Genomic DNA, 17,227 nt, shown 5'->3' on the forward strand with positions numbered 1-17,227 from the left:
TCAGCTCTTGTTCCGGATATGGATGAGGTCGCCGTCCCGAATCACGTACTCCTTCCCTTCGAGCGACATCTTTCCGGCGCTGTAAGCCTTGTCGAGCGAGCCGCAGGCGACGTAGTCCTCCCAGTGCACGATCTCCGCGCGGATGAAGCCCTTGGCGATGTCCGTGTGGATCGTGCCCGCGGCCTTGAGGGCGGTCGCGCCGACCTTCAGCGGCCACGCGCGGGTTTCGTTTTCGCCCGCCGTGAAGAACGTATGCAGTCCGAGCGCCTGATAGACGGACTGGATCACCCGGTCGGCCGCGGGTTGGTCGAGTCCCATCGAGGCGAGAAACTCGGCCTGGTCGGCCGGGTCGAGTTGGGCGATCTCCTCCTCGATCGGTGCGGCCACCGTGAAGGCGGGGGTTTCCTTCATCGCCAGGGCTTCGATACGGGCCGCGAGCTTCTCGGAGGGCTTGCCGGCCTCGGCCTCGTTCACGTTGAAGGCGACAACCATCGGCTTGGCGCTGAGGAACTGGTAGTTGCGCACGATCGTCTGGGCGTCTTCGTCCAGATCCAACGCACGGATCGGAGTGCCCTCCTCGAGCGGGGTTTTCAAGTTCTGGAAGATCGTCTTTTCGAGGTAGTCGGGTTGGCCGGGCGACCGCGCGGTGAGCGACTTTTCAAGCCGTTCGAGTCGGTTTTCGACGATCTGCAGGTCGGCGAGCACGAGCTCGACGTCGATGGAGTCTTGATCGCGCAACGGGTCCACTTCCGCGTGGAAGGGCGCCATCGGCGATTCGAAGGCGCGCACGACGTGGAGCAGCAGGTCCATCTTTCGCGCCGCGTCGAGGAACCGCTGGGAGAACATCTTCGGCCCGCCTTGGGCCGCATCGAGATCGTCGTGGAGCATCACCGTGGCGGGTGTGATCTTCTTGGGTCGAACCTGGGCCACAATCGCGTCGAAACGCGGATCGGGCACGGGAATGGCGGTGACATCCCCCTTGGCCAAACCGCGCGACGCCGCGCGGTAAAGCGTGCTGCGTCCCGAGCTGGCAAATCCGATGAGTCCGACCTTCATGGCTGGACGGGCTCCTTGACGAAATCCACGTGCACGGGCCTGTGTTCCAGTTGGGTCGGCAGCACCCAGAACACGTAGGCCGAGCCTGCGAGCGCGAGGATGAGGAACCACGGAATCCGAGGTTTTGCGGGTCGTTCGGTTCTGGGTCGGACAGTCGCTGGCATCGGGCTGAACGATACCTTGTGGGGCCGGTCTCCAAGGGACAGAGGGTATCGTTGGCGCGATGGCCAAGACCGTACGTGGGGGCTGGTCTCCTTGGCCGCTGGCCGAAAGCTTCTTCACGTTTGTGGGGGAGATCGTCCTGCTGTTGCTCGACGCGGCGCGCCGCTTGCCGCGGCGACCCTGGGAGCTGCGGGAGACCGTCCAGCAGATGGCGTTCATTGGGGCGGCCTCCGTACCGATCGTGGCCCTGACCAACTTCTTCTCGGGTGCGGTGCTCGCGCTCTACTCCACCGAGTTCCTGCTGCGCTACGGGGGCGGATCGTTCGTCGGGGGCACCGTTGGGCTCGCCGTTTCGCGGGAGATCGGTCCGGTGCTCGCCGGCATCATGGTGGCGGCGCGCTGCGGATCCGCGATGGCCGCCCAGATCGGGACGATGGCCGTGACGGAGCAGATCGACGCGCTGAAGATGCTGTCGGTCCACCCCACGAACTACCTCGTGATCCCGCGCATGGTCGCCGCGATCGCGATGTTGCCGGTGCTCGCGCTGGTGGGCATCTACACGGGCGTGGCCGGCGGATGGCTTGTGGCGATGGCCTCCGGTGTCCCGAGCCCGGTGTTCCTGCAATCGTTGCAGCAGTACGTGAAGCCCTGGGATTTCGTGGGTGGCATGGTGAAGACTCCGGTTTTCGGGCTGATCATCGCCCTGGTCGCGTGCCAACAGGGCCTGCGCACGCGCAACGGCGCCGTGGGAGTGGGGAACTCGACGACCAACACCGTCGTGATCTCGATGGTGATGGTGTACGTCGCAAACTACTTCCTAGCCGCCATCCTGTTCCGCTAGCCCAACAAACCCCAAACCCCAAACCCCACACCGCAAACCGCTCACCGCAAACCACAAACCACAAACCACAAACCCCAAACCTACTTCTTATGGCTGGTGCGGACGCTCACGCGGATAGGCGTCCCCTCCATCGGGTACGCCTTGCGGATCTTGTTCTCCAGGTAGCGCTGGTAGCTGAAGTGCATGAGGTCGGGGTTGTTGCAGAAGATCGCGAACGAGGGGGGGCGGCTGCTCACCTGGGTCGCGTAGTAGATCTTCAACGGGCGCCCCTTGCTGCTGTACGGCCGCTCGAACACCGCGTCCTGGATGATGCGGTTGAGCTGTCCGGTGGAGATCCGGAGGTTGTAACCCTCCATGGCCTTGAGCACCGTGTCGAGCACCGGCTCCAAGCCCGCGCCCTCTTTGGCGCTGGTGAAGCAGGCGGGAGCGTAGGAGAGCTCGGGCACCTCGTCTCGCAGGATGCGCAGGAAGTCCTTTTTGTGGAGGGACGCCTTCTTGGGTTGGCCGTCCGGCGGCTCCTTCACATCCCACTTGTTGATGACGAAGATGCACGCCTTGCCCCCATCGTGCGCGAGCTTGGCCACGCGCTTGTCGCCGTCGGTCAGGCCTTCGCTGCCGTCCACGACGACCAGGGCGCAATCCGACCGCTCGATCGCCCGCGTGGCGCGGTTCGCCATGTAGTACTCGACGCTGCCCTGGATCTTCCCGCGACGCCGGAGGCCGGCGGTGTCGATGAGCCGAAACCGCTCGTCGCGGTACTCGATCTGGGTGTCGATGGCGTCGCGGGTCGTGCCGGGAATGTTGGAGACGATCGCACGCTGTTCGCCCGTGAACGCGTTCAGCAGCGAGGATTTGCCCACGTTGGGCCGGCCCACGATCGCGAGGGCGATCTCCTCCGCGACTTCGGTGGGGTCCACGTCCGGCAGGAGGCGCGCCACCTCGTCCAGGACGTCGGCGACGCCGCGCCCGTGCAGGCCCGAGACGGGCCAGACGTCCGCGAGGCCGAGACTGTAGAACTCGTTCGCCGCATCGTCGCGGCCGGGGTGGTCGGCCTTGTTGATCACGAGGAGGACGGGTTTTGGGAACCCTCGCAGCCGGTCGGCGAGTTCGTAATCGCCGGCGACCGGCCCGGTCGTCGCGTCGGCGACGAACAACACGACGTCGGCCTCGGCGAGCGCGACCTCCACCTGGACCTTGATCTGCTCGATCAGGGGATCCTCGTCCTGGAAGACGATGCCTCCGGTGTCGACGAGCGTGAAGTGCTTGCCGTTCCACATCGCCTCGGCGTACAGCCGGTCGCGCGTGATGCCGGGTGTGTCCTCGACGACGGCGACGCGCTTCTTGATCGTCCGGTTGAACAGCGTGCTTTTGCCGACGTTGGGTCGGCCGACGATCACGACGACGGGGAGCTTGGAGCGGGTTTGCATGGCGCGTACGGAAGCGCGACCTAGCTTGCGGCGCCTTCCGCCTAGGTTACCCGTGCCGGGAATCGGGAAACGGGAATCGGGAATCGGGAAACGGGAGTCGGGAATCGGGAATCGGGAAACGGGAATCGGGAATCGGGAATCGGGAGGCACCCTACTCGCGCGCTTCCAGATGGTCCACGCGCACGGCCAGGGCCGTGCAGTTGTCGCTTCCTCCGCCGGCGAGGGCGGCGGCGACCAGGCGCCAGACGGCCTCGGACGGCGAATAGGCGGCGAGCGTCTGGGCGATCTGCGCATCGTTCACGTGGTTGGTCAGGCCGTCCGAGCAGAGCAGGAACCGGTCGCCCTCCCGCAACTCCCAGCGCTCGATGTCGGGGACCGTCTCGCCTTCGGTGCCGATCGCGCGCGTGAGCACGTGTCGGTAGGGGTGCGTCTCGGCTTCGGCCTCGGTGATCATGCCGGTCCGGATCGCCTCGTCCACCCACGTGTGGTCGTGTGTGAGCATCGCCCCCTCGCCGCCCCGCACGCGGTAGATGCGCGAGTCGCCGACCTGGACGGTGTAGGCCGCGTCTTGCAGGAGCACCAGCCCGCTCAGCGTGGTGCCCATGCCCTTTCGGGAGGGCACGGTGCGCCCGACATCCCCAACAAACCGGTTGGCGGCGTTCACCCCGGCAGCCATCGCGACCGAAGGGTCGGAGGAGGGGTGGTGGAGATACACGTCGATGAAGGTCTTGGCGGCAAGTTCGCTGGCGATCTGCCCCGCGGCATGGCCGCCCATGCCGTCGCACACGAGGAACACGAGCCCGCGGGTGGCCAGCGCCGCCTCGTCCTCCGGCAGGAAATACTCGAACTTGTCCTCGTTGTTCTCCCGCACGCGCCCGAGATCGGTCTTGCAGGCGACGGTCACCCGGGGAATCACCCGCAACGTCTCGGTGGCGACGAGTTCGCCTTGTTCGTACTCGGCGGTGATCTCGTCTATGGTTGCCTCCGCACTTTGAACTCGAGGCTTCCCAATCGGATCACGTCGTCCTCGGTGATGGCCGTGCGCATGTTCGCCGTGAGCTTCGCGTCGTTGAGCATCGTTCCGTTGGTGCTTCCGGTGTCCGTCACGAACAGGCCGTCCTCGGCGATCTCGATCGTGCCGTGCCGGCCCGACACGTACGGATCGGTGATGGCGACGTCGTTCTCGGACTTGCGGCCGAACGTGTTCACACCCTCGTGCAGCGGATACTCGACGCCGTCGCCGACCAGCTTCGCCACGGACGTCGCCACCGTTGGGGCGGACGGAATGGCGGCGGTCTTGTTCGAGGGGATCGCTGCGGTCGCGGTGGCCTGTCCCGGTTGGGAGAGCACCAACTCGACCCCACCCAGGCTCAGCTTGTCCCCGTTCTCCAGTTTGCGGCTGGACCCTGGTTCGAGCTTCTCGCCGTTGACCAGGGTGCCGTTGGTGCTGCCCAGATCCTCGATGGTCAGCACGCCCTCTTCGGACGACACCTGGGCGTGCCTGCGGCTGGCGCGCGCGTCCGCGACCAGCACATCGCCTTCCCGGCCGAGCACGTTCGTGCCCGGTCGGAGGGGGTGCTCGCGTCCCGAGCTGTCGACCAGCACGGGGAGTTGGACGGCCGGCGCGCCGAACGCGTCGTCGGGGAGGGCCTTGTCGAAGATCAAGCCGCACTCGACGCAGAACATCACGCCCGCCGGGTTGAACGTCTTGCAGACGGGGCACTGGATGGGCTTGATCGTCTGCGTCGCGTTGAGCGTCGGGGCCGTTCCCATCATGGTTCGGTTCGGGTCGGCGCTCGGGGGCGCCCCCAACTGCGTGCGGTTGGGATCCGAAGCGAGGGACTGCGTCTTGCCGGATTCGTCGTTCATACCGTAGGGGCCGTCACCACTTTACACGACGGATCGGGCGCGTCCGATTGCTCATCCAATCCTCCGATTCGCCTCATCCTGGTCGATTCCCTCGATTTCGATCTCCTTGTTCCGGCTCGAGTGGCCGCGCACGATCTTGACCGAGCGCTTGGCCACCTTGAGGGTTTTGGCGATCAGGGCGCACACGGCCTCGTTGGCCTCGTTGTCCGCCGGCGGCGCGGTCACCCACACCTTGAGCCGACCGTCCTCCTGCCGCTCGATGGCGTTGCGGGTGCTGCGCGGCTGCACGCGCACCGAGCAACGAGCGTTCATTGCGGGACGGCGTGCCCTTCGACGACGGCCAGGGGAGACGACTCGTCCAACGAGCGCGCCGTGCTCTCGGCGAGGGCTCTCAGGGCGCCGGCGAGGCGCGCCCCTTCGGAGCGGGTCCGGGCGATTTCATCCCGCACGCGTTCCAAACGGCCCATGGCCGCCCGATGCGCCTCGCCGGCGTCCAACCGCGCTCGGTCGAGAATCTGCTCGGCCTCGCGGTGCGCGGCGGCTCGGGTTTCGTCGGCCGTCTTCTGTGCGAGCAGAAGCGCTTCTCGGAGGGTGTCCTCTTGCGCGCGGTGCACTTCGAGCTCGGAGCGCTGCCGCTCGCACAGCTCGCGCGAAGCCTGAATCTCCTTGATGAGGGTTTCGATCTCCAAAGCGGCCTTTTGAAGCCACTCGTCCACGGTCGGGCGATCGTAACCGCGCAGGGCGCGGCGAATCTCCAGCCGCTCCAAATCGATGGGGAGGATGCGTTCCATCGCTGTCGTTCTCCTTGCGGCCCATCCGTTGGCCGCCATGTTCCCTTACGTCCGAAGGCGGTCCGAGGTTACTTCGAGGTTCCGCCCTTGAGTTTGGCTTCGACCTTCTTGAGGTTCACCTTGGCCGCTTCGTCGTTGGGATCGACGGCGAGCAACTGGTCCCAAACGCGCTTGGAGTCGGCGAACAGGCCGAGGCGATCGTAGGCGTGCGCGAGGATGCGGAACGTGTTCGCGTGCGGGGGGCGAGCCATCTTGAGCATCGGCTCGAGCAGCGCGGGGATCTCGAGGTAGGACTTCTTCATGAAGTAGAAGTTCGCCTCGGGGTAGGCCGCATCGGGGTCGTTCGGATTGGATTTCCGGTAGCGCACGTAGGTCGCCAGCGCCTCATCCCAAGCCAGGACGTTTTCGAGCATCCAACCCAGATCGGTCGCGATCTCGTAGTCGGCGGGATCGAGGCTTTGCGCCGCGCGCAGGGACTGGATCGACTTGAGGTAGTCCCCGGCCTCGAACCAAACGTCGCCCTGGGTGCTCAGGCGATCGTGGATGGCGCCGTCGATGACGCGCATGCGGGTCGGGTCGAGTTGGGCGCCCGCCGGCTGGATCAGGGTCAAGGCGGCGAGCGTCCCGACGAGCGCGCGGATGGTCAGGCGGCGGAGCGGTTTCATCGGTCTAGTTCTCCAGCGAGCAACTCCTGCACGATCGTCGGATTGGCCCGCCCTTGCGACCGCTTCATGACCTGCCCGACGAGAAAACCCTTCACGCCGGATTGCCCGTGTAAATACTTGGCTACTATCTCCGAATTCTCCTCCAGAACTTCGCGAACGATGAGGAGAAGGGCCGAGCGGTCGGAGAGTTGCGAGGTGCCCTTTTGGGCCGCGATCTCGCTCGGCATCCGGCCGCTCGCGAAGCTGTCGTCAAACAACTCCTTGCCCATTTTGCCGCTGACCTCGCCCGATGCGATCAGGTGGGTCAGGTCGACCAAGTGTGAAGGAGATACACGCGATTGACGGGCCGAGACTCCCGCGTCGTTCAGCAGTTTGGCAAAATCGGAGTTCATCCAGTTGCAGACCGGCTTCGGCTCGCCGCCGAGGGCGACGGCCTCCTCGAAGAACTCCGCCCACTCGCGATCGCCCACGAGCCGGGCCGCGTCCGCGGCGCCCAACCCCAACGTACGCTCGTAGCGGCGAGCCTTCGCCAAAGGCAACTCGGGAAGCGACGCGCGTAACGCTTCGATCTGCACCGGATCGAACTCCATCGGGACCAGGTCGGGGTCGGGGAAGTAGCGGTAGTCGTTCTCCTCCTCCTTGACGCGCATCGGGAAGCTCTCGCCCTTCTGCTCGTTCCAGCCCCGGGTCTCCTGGAGAACGGGTTCGCCGCGCTCGAGGAGCGCGATCTGGCGGCGGGTCTCGAACTCCACGCCCTGCTGCACGCTGCGGAAGCTGTTCAGGTTCTTCAGCTCGCTCTTGGTGCCGTACCCGGCGCTGCCGGCGAGGCGCACCGAGACGTTCGGCTCGCACCGGAGCGAGCCCTCCTCCATCTTGCCGTCGCAAACCCCGAGATAGAGCAGGATCGAACGAAGCTGGGCGAGGTACTCCTTGGCCTCCTCCGGCGTGCCGATGTCGGGCGGGAACTCGGTGACGATCTCCATCAGGGGCGTGCCCGCGCGGTTGAAATCGACGCCCGAACCCCCTTCGGCGAGGTGGACGAGCTTGCCCGTGTCCTCCTCGAGGTGGACGCGGCGGATGCGAATCCGCTTGGAGGCGCCATCGGCCGCCGGAATCTCGAGAAAGCCCGCGTAGCCCAAAGGGTTGGTCTCCCCATACTGGCTCACCTGATAGCCCTTGGGAAGATCGGGATAGAAGTAGTTTTTCCGATGAAATACTGAACGCATCGCGATCGTGCAGTTGAGGGCAAGGGCCGTGCGCAGGACCATCTCCACGGCTCGGTGGTTGGGGACGGGAAGCGCCCCGGGCAACCCCAGGCAGACCGGGCACGTGCGCGTGTTCGGCGCTCCGCCGAATGCGACCGGGCAGCGGCAGAACATCTTGCTTTCGGTCGCTAGCTCGGCATGGACCTCCATGCCCACGCTGGCCGTGTAGTCGCGCATCTTCGGCTATTGAACCCGGGAACGCCTGCCCCCGGTAAACTCACGCCCGCCATGGACTACCGTCGTTCCTACCTGCGCGATCTGTTTGCGCTCGAGCCCGGTTCGAGCGCCCACGCGTACGGCTGGGTCAAGACGCGTCGGGACAGCAAGGGCATCACGTTCGTGCAGCTCAGCGACGGGTCGTGCTTTCGCGACCTTCAGATCGTGGTGGACGAGGGGACGATTCCCGAGGAGACCCTGAAGCTCGTCACCACAGGCGCCTGCGTGCGGTTCGACGGAACGATCGTCGCCTCCCCCGCGGCGGGCCAGGCGGTCGAATTGAAGGCGGAAACGCTGGAGGTGTACGGCCCCGCCGACCCTGCCGTGTACCCCCTCCAGAAGAAGGGCGCGTCCTTCGAGTTCCTGCGTGAAATCGGGCACCTACGCACTCGGGGAAACACGTTTGGAGCGGTCTTTCGGGTGCGCGCCGAAGCGTCGTTCGCCATCCACCGCTTCTTCCACGAGCGCGGTTTCCACGCGATCCATACGCCCCTGATCACCGCGAGCGATGCCGAGGGCGCGGGCGCGATGTTCGCCGTCACGACGGCCTTGGAGCCCGGCCACGGCGACGACGCCAGTTACGCCCTGGCCAAGCCCAAGCAAGCCGACGACTTTTTCGGCCGTCCCGCGTACCTCACCGTCAGCGGCCAACTCGAGGCGGAGACGTTGGCGCTCGGCATGACCAACGTGTACACGTTCGGTCCGACGTTCCGCGCCGAGAACAGCCACTCGAGCCGCCACCTGGCCGAGTTCTGGATGATCGAGCCGGAGATGGCGTTCTGCGGGCTCGAGGGGAACATGGCCCTGGCCGAGGAGTTCCTCAAAGAGGTGATCCGGCACCTGCTCGACCATTGCGCGGAGGACCTCGAGTTCTTCAACAAGCGCATCGAACCCGAACTGCTTTCCACCCTGGGGCACGTCGTCGAGAGCGAGTTTGAGAGGATGACCTACACCGAGGCTGTGGCTTTGCTCGAGGCGAGCGGCCAGTCGTTCGAGTTTCCGGTGTACTGGGGGTGCGACCTGCAGAGCGAGCACGAGCGCTGGCTGACCGACACGAAGGTCGGCAAGCCGGTCATCCTCACCGATTACCCGAAGGAGATCAAGGCGTTCTACATGCGCATGAACGACGACGGGAAAACCGTGCGGGCGATGGACGTGCTCGCGCCGCGCATCGGCGAGATCATCGGGGGCTCCCAACGCGAGGAGCGCCTCGACGTGCTTGAAAGGCGGATCGAGGAGATGGGGCTGCCGAAGGAGGCGTACTGGTGGTATCTGGATCTGCGCCGGTTCGGTACGGCGCCGCACGCGGGGTTTGGGCTGGGCTTTGAGCGCTTCCTGATGTATGTGACCGGTATGAAGAACATTCGGGACGTGATTCCCTACCACCGGGCCCCGGGCCAGGCGGAGTTCTAAGGGCGTGCGGATCCGCGGCTTCGATTCCCGGATGCTCGCCGAGCTGAAACGGCACAAACGCAACATCCTGCTCGGCCTGGCGTGTTCGGCGGTTGCCTCGGGCCTGCTCGCGATCGTCGGCCTGTTCGTCAAATTCATCCTCGATGCGGTCGCGAACCGCGATGTGGCGATGCTGAACTGGCTGAGCCTTGGCGTCATCGCCATCTTCAGCGTCAAGTACTGGTTCACCCGAGGGCAGACTTACTACCTGAGCAAGGCCGCAGCCATGCTGACGGCCGAACTTCGCCAGCGGCTGTTCCGCAAGCTGCAGGCGCTGCCGATCAGCTACTTCAACGAAAAGCGCGCGGGTTCGATCCAGAGCGTTCTCACAAACGACGTCCAGGTGTATCAAAGCGCGGTGGGCGTCGTGCGGGACGCGATCGACGGGCCGGTGAAGATCATCTCCGGGTTCGTGATGATCTTCTATCTGCAGTGGCAGCTCGCCCTGGCGGCCATGGTGGTCATTCCCCCGATGGCGTGGGTCATCCAGCGCAACGGGCGCAAGATGAAGCTCGCCCAGGGTGAGGTGCAGGACGACCTGAGTTCGCTGACCGCGATGATGCAGGAGTCGCTCCAGGGTACGCGCATCGTCAAGAGCTTTTCGGCCGAGGAACGGGTGGCAACCAAGTTCTCGGAACTGGTGCAGCGCAGCCTTGCGAGCCAACTGCGCGCCGTGCGCCGGATCGCCACGCTCAAGCCGACCGTGGAGCTGCTGGGAGCCGTCGCCCTGGCCATCGTCGTCTTCGTGTGCGGACAGCTCGTCGCGCGCGGTTTTCTCGTCGTCTCCGATCTGGCGTCGTTTCTCTACTTCCTGGACCTGATCAACCAGGGCACGAAGAACCTGGGCTCGCTCAACCAGACGTCGGGCCAAGTGCAAGCGGCTTCGGACCGGATCGAACGCGAAGTGCTCGGCGTTCCCGAGCAGCACCTCGAAGATCCCAACGCCCTGGCGCCGGCGATCGCGACCGGCCACATCGAGTTCCGCAACGTTTCCTTCACCTACGCGGACGGGACCCAGGCGCTCAAGAACGTGAGCTTCTCGATCGAACCGGGAACGAGCCTTGCGTTGGTGGGGCCGAGCGGGTCGGGCAAGAGCACGATCGCCGACCTCTTGCTTCGCTTTTACGACCCTACGGACGGGTGCATCCTGTTCGACGGCGTCGACCTCCGCGAGCTTCGCCTGAGCTGGCTGCGCGCCCAGATCGGTGTCGTTCCGCAGCAGACCTTCCTGTTCGCAGGCACCATCGCGGACAACATTCGCCTGGGGGCGCCGGACGCGACCGACGAAGAGGTGGTGGAGGCCGCGCGCGCCGCCCACGCCGAAACGTTCGTGCGCCGCATGCCCCAGCAGTTCGAGACCGAGTTGGGAGAGCGGGGCATCCGCACGAGCGGCGGCGAGATGCAGCGGATCGCGATCGCCCGCGCGCTCGTCCGCAAACCCACCATGTTGCTTCTCGACGAAGCGACGTCCAACCTCGACGCGCACAGCGAGCGCGCGGTGCAGGAGGCGCTGGACGAGGTCATGCGGCAGCGCACGACGCTCTTTATCGCCCATCGCCTGACGAGCGCGGCGCGGGCGGACCGCATCGTGATGCTTCTTCACGGGGAGGTGATCGAGCACGGGACGCATCGCGAACTGCTCGCGCACGACGGACCGTACGCCGCCATGTACCGGGCGTTCAGCAACGGGGTGATCGATGAGTCCCTCGCCTGAGGTCCTCCTGGCGGCACTGGAGCTCCGCTGCGGATATCCTGCGCGGACCGTGCTCGAGGACGTGACGTTCGACGTTCGACAGGGCACGGTGACGGCCCTGCTGGGGCCTAACGGAAGCGGCAAGTCTACGCTCCTCAAGACGCTGGCCAAGACGTTGCCCGCGCAGGACGGCGAGGTTCACGTGCTTGGCGATCCCCTTCGCTCGCTCAGCTTCCGCCAATTGGCGCGCCGCGTCGCCTACGTGCCGCAGGAGGAGCTCGCCGCCTTTCCGTTCACGGTCGAGGAGATCGTGCTGATGGGTCGTCTCCCCTACTCGGAAGGCCTCTTCGAGACGGCCGACGACCGCCTCGCGGCGCGCCAGGCCATGGAGTTGGCGGACTGCCTGGAGCTAGCCGATCGTCCGGTGACCGAGCTGAGCGGCGGCGAACGCCAGCGCGTGCTGCTGGCGCGCGCCCTGGCGCAACAAGCGCCCGTGCTGCTTCTCGACGAACCGACCTCGCACCTCGACGTGCGGCACCAGGTGGAGATCGTGCGCCTCCTGAGGCGGCTGGCGGGCGAAGGGTACGGCATCCTTGCCGCGGTCCACGACCTCAACCTCGCCGCGTCGGTCGCCGATCGGGCCCTCTTGCTCGAGGGCGGGAGAATCGGGCTCAACGGTCCGTGCCGGGACGTGTTGGCCGACCAGAAAGTGGACGCCGTCTACCGCGTGGCCTTCCACCGCTACGAAACGGAAGAGGGCCCAAGAATGGTCCCGCAAATGGGCATGACCAACGATCGACGATAAGCGATCGACGACTATTTGCTGCCGGGCTTTCTCGCTTCGGGCGTGTACCACTGGCTCGAGATGTTCGAGTCGTTGGGTTGCGGCTTCTGGATCTGGGAAGACGGGAGCTGGATCGTGGGCACATCGCCCTTCACCATCGCGGGCCCCTCTTTCGACATCGTGTCCTGCGCCCCGCGCGCGGCGTTCTTGGTCCGCTCGGCGAGCGTCTTCGTGGAATCCGTCTCGCGGCTCTCGCCCGACGTGGGCGGCGCGAGTTCGACGGGCTGGTCGTTGGACGCGAAGTTTCGCATGCCGCCGTTCACGAAGAACAGCATCGCCCCGAGGACGATGAGCACCGAGACCAGGATGTAAGGTGGCTTGCGCTTTCTCATACCGTTCCCTTCCTCCGCTAAACTCGGAGGAGTTGACCCAACGCTCCCCATGTTAGCAGGAATCGAGCCATGAAGCCGTCCGACTCGCCTTTGCCCCTCGTGGCGATCGACGCCCGACTTGTGTCGGGTTCGAGCACGGGGGACAGCACGTACTGGACGGGCCTGGTTCGCGCCCTGCTGCGGCGGGCGCCGGAATTTCGCTATCTGTTACTCTCCAACGTCGCAAAGCCTCCGGAGATTCCCGAAACGTCACATTCCCAGTGGGTCGTCGTACCTGGGCGGTCGTCGCGATGGTGGAGCCTGGTCTCGTTTCCGATGGCGGCGCGCCGGGCCGGGGCGGACGTCCTGCACACGCAGTACACCCTTTCGCCGTTGGCCGGAAAGCATGCGGTGACCACGATCCACGACGTGTCGTTCCTCATCGGACCGGAGTGGTTCCAGCCGAAGGACCGGCTGCTCCTCACGCAGTTGGTCGGCCCCTCCGCGCGCCGCGCGGCCAGAGTCGTCACCGTTTCGCAAACCTCGCGCCGAGACATCGTTCGTCTGCTGGGCCTGCCCGAAGCCAAGGTGGTCGCAACGCCCCTGGCGGCAAGCGAGGCGATCGAACGGATGGAGATCGGCGACGCCCGGGCGCTGGTTGCCCGGGCGTTTGGACTCGAGGGCCCGTTCTGCCTGACCGTGGGCACGCGATGGCCGCGAAAGAACATGCAGCTGGCGGTGGACGCCGTCGAGGGTTTGGGCGAAGCGTTCCCGCACCGGCTGGCCCTGACGGGAAAGGCGGGCTGGGGCGAAGGGGAGCTCGGAGCGCGCACGGTGCCCCTCGGGTACGTGGAGGAGCGCCAACTGTCCGCGCTCTACTCGTGCGCGGACGTGTTCCTCGCCCCGAGCCGCTACGAGGGGTTCGGCCTGACGCTGCTCGAGGCGTTCCGATGCGGGTGCCCGGTGGTCGCCAGCGTCGGGGGGTCGCACCCGGAAGTGGCGGGCGACGCCGCGCGACTCGTCCCGGAGTGGGACGCGGAATCGTGGAGCGCCGCGTTGAGGGAACTGCTGGGCGATTCGAGTAATCTGGCCGAGTTGCGGCAACGAGGTCCGGCCCGCGCGGCGGCGTTTTCATGGGACGAAACCGCCCGCTTGACCGCCGAGGTGTATCGCGAGGTGTTGCTATGATCGATCCCCAGCTTTTGTCCGTGCTCGCCTGTCCGGTGTGCGACGACCGGCCACCCCTTCGAGAGGAGGGCGACTACCTTGTTTGCACGCGCCGGGGCCACGCCTTTCCCGTCAAGGAGGGCATTCCCCACCTGTTGCCCGAGGACGCGATCCCCTCCGAGGCTTACGAGGAGTTGAAGCGTGGCGGATAGAGAGCTCAAAGCGCTGGTGCTGCACGGTCCCAGCCTCAACCTCTCGGGATTTCGCGAGCCCGACGTGTACGGCAAGAAGCCCCTCGAAGAGATCGACGCCGAGATCAATGCGACGGCCGTGAGGCTCGGCATCGAGGTCCGCATCCTGCAGTCCAACTCCGAAGGGGTCTTGATCGACACGATTCAAGAGCACCGCAAGTGGGCGCACGGCATCGTGATCAACCCCGCGGGCCTGACGCACTACTCGATCGCCTTGCGAGACGCCCTGACGAGCGTCCGATTGCCGGTGATCGAGGTGCATCTGTCCAACGTGCACGCGCGGGAGGAGTTCCGCCGCCACTCGGTGATCGCGCCGATCACGGTGGGCCAGATCGTCGGACTGGGCGGCTACGGCTATTCGCTGGCGCTCCAAGCGCTCGCGAACCTCGAACGGGAGGTGGTGTAGATGGGCAACCTCGAGCGGGTGCGCGCGGCGATGCGGGCCAAGGGGCTTTCGGCGATGCTGCTCAGCGAGATCGGGAGCGTGCAGTGGGCGAGCGGCTTCACCGGCACGGCCGGGTGGGTGTTGCTTACCCCGGACGACGGGGTGTTCGTCACCGACAGCCGGTACACCCTGCAGGCGCGGGAAGAGGTGGCGGACCTCCCCGTCGTCACGTTTGGGAGCCCTACCGACGGGGCCACCGCCCTGGGCGAACAGGTAGCCCGCCTCGGCATCCAAAGCCTTGGTTTCGAGTCGGACTCGGTCACGGTGGAGACGTGGACGAAGTGGAAGGCCAAGTTCGGCTCCGTCGAACTGGTCCCCTCGCCGGAGTTCGTCGCACCGCTGCGGATGGTCAAGACCCCCGCGGAGATCGACAAGATCCGGCAGGCGTGCGCCGCGGCCGACGCCTGTTTCGAGCACGTGAAGCGGATGATCCAGCCCGGTGTCCGGGAGTACGACATCGCGCTCGACATCGAGTTCTTCTTCAGGCGCCAGGGGATGGAGGTCGCGTTTCCCGTGATCGCCGTGAGCGGAGCGAAGAGCGCGCGGCCGCACGGCAAGCCGGGGGAGAAGGTGCTCGAACGGGGCGACTTCGTCACGTTGGACTTCGGTGCGAAGGTGGACGGGTACTGCAGCGACATCACGCGCACCGTGGTCGTCGTGGAAGCCTCCGATCGCCATCGCGAGATTTACAGCCAGGTCCTGAAAGCCGAGACCGCGGCCATCGAGGCCATGCGTCCCGGCGCCCGTGCCAGCGACATCGACGCCCTCGCTCGTCGCGTGCTCGACGAGAAGGACCTGGCGCGCTACTTCGGCCACGGTCTCGGCCATGGCCTCGGGCGCCTGGTGCACGACGCCGGACGCATGAACGCGACCTCCGAGACGATCCTCGAAGTCGGCCAGGTGTGGACCGTGGAGCCGGGCGTCTACATCGAGGGCTTTGGAGGGGTGCGGATCGAGGACGACGTGGTGGTGACGGAGAACGGGGTCGAGGTGCTCACCCACGCCCCCAAGGAGCTGCTGTTGTTGCCGATTCAAGAGTGCGACCGGTCCTGACGGTCCGGGGAATCGGCCTTCGCGCCGAAGGGCCGACGCTGACGACGCGGCTCGGATCGGGGCAGTCGCTCGCGGTGCTTGGGCCTGCGGCATCCGGAAAGTCCCGCCTCCTGCGCGTTCTGGCCGGGGATGAACGACCTGCCGTGGGCAAGGTCGAACTTCTCGAACAGTCCGTGTGGGCCGGGGTCGAGGGAGCGTCGAGGCGAACGACCCCGCTCGCCCTCGCCAAGCGGTGTGCCGGGCCCAAAGGCACCGGACGGGCGACCGAGGCCCTGGCGGATTGCGGTCTGTGGGACGCGCGATCCAAAGCCTTGTCCGAACTCTCGCCCGGACAGCTCGCCGCCACCGAGCTTCTGCCGGCCCTCCTGGCCCCTCCGTCGCTCCTGGTCGTAGACGGGGCGTTGGACCGCTTGGATCCGTGGACGTTCGAAAGCGTTTGGAAGGCGATCCGGCGCCGGCTGGAACAGGGCGGCGCCCTTCTCGTCGCGACGCACCGGGCCGATCGCCTCCACCTCTTTTCGAGCGTGGTCGTCCTCCGGGCGCAACAGGTCCGGTTCTTCGGAACCCTCGAGGCGCTGGTTCGGCTTGCGGGGCCGACCGAGATCGTCATCGAGACGCAGCACGACGCCGAAGTGCGCGCCCTGGTCGAGCCGTTCGAGGCGACGGTCCGTGCGACCGAACAGGGGCTGGTGGTGCAGGTCGGCGAGGGCCAGGAGCTGGCCGCCAGGCTGCTGCTCGAAGGGTATGGGAACGCGCGCGTGGTGATGGTGCGCGAGGCGACGGCGGACGAGGCCCTTCGGCGCCTGTAGGCTGAGGGTAGCCTAGCGGTTCAATGACAACACTTCTCGCTACCTGGCGCGAGCCAGGGCAAGTTGCGATCAACGCCGCATGGAACGCCCGCGCCAAGGGCGCCGACCTGCGCACGACGCTGGAGACCGGGCTTGCGGTTGCGGAGGCGGACCCCTCCCTCGTCGCCATCGGCCTGGGAAGCCTTCCAAACCGCGACGGGGAGCTCGAGCTCGACGCGTCGATGATGGACGGAGCCGACCTGTCGGCCGGGGCGGTCTGCGCGGTCCGAGGCATCGTCCCCGTGATCTCGGTCGCCCGGAAGGTCCTGGAGGAGACGCCCCACGTCATGCTCGCCGGCGACCAGGCCCGGCGCTTCGCGATCTCGAAGGGCATGGCACCCCAGAACCTGATGACCGCGCAGTGCATCGAGCGGTACGAAGAGTGGCGCCGCAATCCCGAGAAGATGGAGTCGAAGTACCTGCACACGACGGGGGAGCACAACGGCGACACGATCACGATGCTCGGGCTGGAATCTCCCTCGCATCTCGTCGCCGCCTCGTCCACGAGCGGGATGGGCTTCAAACTGCCGGGCCGAGTGGGCGATTCCCCGATCGTCGGCGCCGGCATCTACGCGGACGACGAGGTGGGGGCCGCCGGGGCGACGGGCTTGGGCGAGGAGCTTTGGAAGGCCGTCGCCTCCTTCCGCACGTGCGAGGCGATGCGGCGTGGCCTTTCCGCCCAAGAGGCGTGCGAGGAGACGATCGCCCAGATGATGCGGCGGCAGGAGGCCGCGCGCAAGATGCCTTGCGTCGTGCTCGCCCTGCGCAACGACGGCGATTGGGGCGCCGCCACGACCGAGGGCGAGTTTCCGCTTTGGGTGTGCCAGGACGGCGAGATGCAGCTCAAGGTCTTCCACGGTCCCAACTAGCC

20 protein-coding genes are annotated in these 17,227 nt (G+C 66.3%); 10 read left to right on the plus strand and 10 right to left on the minus strand.

What is annotated here, in order from left to right; translation table 11 throughout:
• The gene (locus tag M9921_04445; protein ID MCO5296085.1) at window positions 1-1,056 is read right to left on the minus strand and encodes a YchF family ATPase; all 1,056 of its coding nucleotides are present in this window, start codon (window positions 1,054-1,056) and stop codon (window positions 1-3) included.
• The gene (locus tag M9921_04450; protein MCO5296086.1) at window positions 1,053-1,220 is read right to left on the minus strand and encodes a hypothetical protein; all 168 of its coding nucleotides are present in this window, start codon (window positions 1,218-1,220) and stop codon (window positions 1,053-1,055) included. The genes M9921_04445 and M9921_04450 overlap by 4 nt, the downstream gene beginning before the upstream one ends.
• Window positions 1,221-1,279: 59 nt before the next feature.
• On the opposite strand from M9921_04450, the gene M9921_04455 reads away from it, so the two are divergent.
• Complete coding sequence (locus M9921_04455) at window positions 1,280-2,059, plus strand: ABC transporter permease (protein ID MCO5296087.1); 780 nt, start codon at window positions 1,280-1,282, stop codon at window positions 2,057-2,059.
• Between the two features lie 80 nt (window positions 2,060-2,139).
• Here the strand turns inward: M9921_04455 and der are convergent, their stop codons facing one another.
• The 7 genes from der to gatB all read right to left on the minus strand — a co-directional run bounded on the left by der (window position 2,140) and on the right by gatB (window position 8,253).
• Entirely contained in the window at window positions 2,140-3,486 is a 1,347-nt protein-coding gene (der, locus tag M9921_04460; GenBank protein ID MCO5296088.1) for a ribosome biogenesis GTPase Der, read from the minus strand.
• A gap of 151 nt (window positions 3,487-3,637) precedes the next feature.
• Complete coding sequence (locus M9921_04465) at window positions 3,638-4,402, minus strand: protein phosphatase 2C domain-containing protein (protein ID MCO5296089.1); 765 nt, start codon at window positions 4,400-4,402, stop codon at window positions 3,638-3,640.
• Window positions 4,403-4,458: 56 nt separating this feature from the next.
• Window positions 4,459-5,355 (minus strand): FHA domain-containing protein, encoded by an 897-nt coding sequence (locus M9921_04470; GenBank protein MCO5296090.1) that lies wholly within the window; start codon window positions 5,353-5,355, stop codon window positions 4,459-4,461.
• A gap of 51 nt (window positions 5,356-5,406) precedes the next feature.
• Window positions 5,407-5,667, minus strand: a complete 261-nt coding sequence (locus M9921_04475) for a DUF167 domain-containing protein (GenBank protein MCO5296091.1) — start codon at window positions 5,665-5,667, stop codon at window positions 5,407-5,409.
• Window positions 5,664-6,146, minus strand: a complete 483-nt coding sequence (locus M9921_04480; GenBank protein MCO5296092.1) for a DivIVA domain-containing protein — start codon at window positions 6,144-6,146, stop codon at window positions 5,664-5,666. The genes M9921_04475 and M9921_04480 overlap by 4 nt, the downstream gene beginning before the upstream one ends.
• A gap of 68 nt (window positions 6,147-6,214) precedes the next feature.
• Window positions 6,215-6,811, minus strand: a complete 597-nt coding sequence (locus M9921_04485) for a tetratricopeptide repeat protein (protein ID MCO5296093.1) — start codon at window positions 6,809-6,811, stop codon at window positions 6,215-6,217.
• Window positions 6,808-8,253: an Asp-tRNA(Asn)/Glu-tRNA(Gln) amidotransferase subunit GatB gene (gene gatB, locus M9921_04490; protein MCO5296094.1), complete on the minus strand. Its 1,446-nt coding sequence runs from the start codon at window positions 8,251-8,253 to the stop codon at window positions 6,808-6,810. The genes M9921_04485 and gatB overlap by 4 nt, the downstream gene beginning before the upstream one ends.
• A 51-nt stretch (window positions 8,254-8,304) precedes the next feature.
• On the opposite strand from gatB, the gene asnS reads away from it, so the two are divergent.
• The 3 genes from asnS to M9921_04505 are packed head-to-tail and all read left to right on the plus strand — an operon-like array spanning window position 8,305 to window position 12,242.
• The gene (gene asnS, locus M9921_04495) at window positions 8,305-9,705 is read left to right on the plus strand and encodes an asparagine--tRNA ligase (protein MCO5296095.1); all 1,401 of its coding nucleotides are present in this window, start codon (window positions 8,305-8,307) and stop codon (window positions 9,703-9,705) included.
• Between the two features lie 4 nt (window positions 9,706-9,709).
• Window positions 9,710-11,458 (plus strand): ABC transporter ATP-binding protein/permease, encoded by a 1,749-nt coding sequence (locus tag M9921_04500; protein MCO5296096.1) that lies wholly within the window; start codon window positions 9,710-9,712, stop codon window positions 11,456-11,458.
• Entirely contained in the window at window positions 11,442-12,242 is an 801-nt protein-coding gene (locus M9921_04505) for an ABC transporter ATP-binding protein (protein ID MCO5296097.1), read from the plus strand. The genes M9921_04500 and M9921_04505 overlap by 17 nt, the downstream gene beginning before the upstream one ends.
• 11 nt (window positions 12,243-12,253) lie before the next feature.
• Here the strand turns inward: M9921_04505 and M9921_04510 are convergent, their stop codons facing one another.
• A complete protein-coding gene (locus tag M9921_04510; GenBank protein ID MCO5296098.1) occupies window positions 12,254-12,613 on the minus strand; it encodes a hypothetical protein in 360 nt (119 codons plus the stop codon).
• A 69-nt stretch (window positions 12,614-12,682) separates the two neighbouring features.
• Here M9921_04510 and M9921_04515 point away from each other — a divergent pair, with 69 nt between their 5' ends.
• From M9921_04515 to M9921_04540, 6 genes are read left to right on the plus strand one after another with little or no spacing between them, the layout of a single operon-like run.
• Complete coding sequence (locus M9921_04515; protein MCO5296099.1) at window positions 12,683-13,780, plus strand: glycosyltransferase family 4 protein; 1,098 nt, start codon at window positions 12,683-12,685, stop codon at window positions 13,778-13,780.
• A complete protein-coding gene (locus M9921_04520) occupies window positions 13,777-13,971 on the plus strand; it encodes a hypothetical protein (GenBank protein MCO5296100.1) in 195 nt (64 codons plus the stop codon). Before M9921_04515 ends, M9921_04520 begins: the two co-directional genes overlap by 4 nt.
• Window positions 13,961-14,416: a type II 3-dehydroquinate dehydratase gene (gene aroQ / locus M9921_04525; protein MCO5296101.1), complete on the plus strand. Its 456-nt coding sequence runs from the start codon at window positions 13,961-13,963 to the stop codon at window positions 14,414-14,416. Before M9921_04520 ends, aroQ begins: the two co-directional genes overlap by 11 nt.
• Complete coding sequence (locus M9921_04530; protein ID MCO5296102.1) at window positions 14,417-15,508, plus strand: Xaa-Pro peptidase family protein; 1,092 nt, start codon at window positions 14,417-14,419, stop codon at window positions 15,506-15,508.
• Window positions 15,493-16,317, plus strand: coding sequence for an ATP-binding cassette domain-containing protein (locus M9921_04535; protein MCO5296103.1), 825 nt, complete (start codon window positions 15,493-15,495; stop codon window positions 16,315-16,317). The genes M9921_04530 and M9921_04535 overlap by 16 nt, the downstream gene beginning before the upstream one ends.
• 23 nt (window positions 16,318-16,340) lie before the next feature.
• Entirely contained in the window at window positions 16,341-17,225 is an 885-nt protein-coding gene (locus M9921_04540; GenBank protein MCO5296104.1) for a N(4)-(beta-N-acetylglucosaminyl)-L-asparaginase, read from the plus strand.
• The last annotated feature ends 2 nt before the right edge of the window (window positions 17,226-17,227 follow it).

Source organism: Fimbriimonadaceae bacterium, from assembly GCA_023957775.1.
Classification (GTDB): Bacteria; Armatimonadota; Fimbriimonadia; order Fimbriimonadales; family Fimbriimonadaceae; genus JAMLGR01.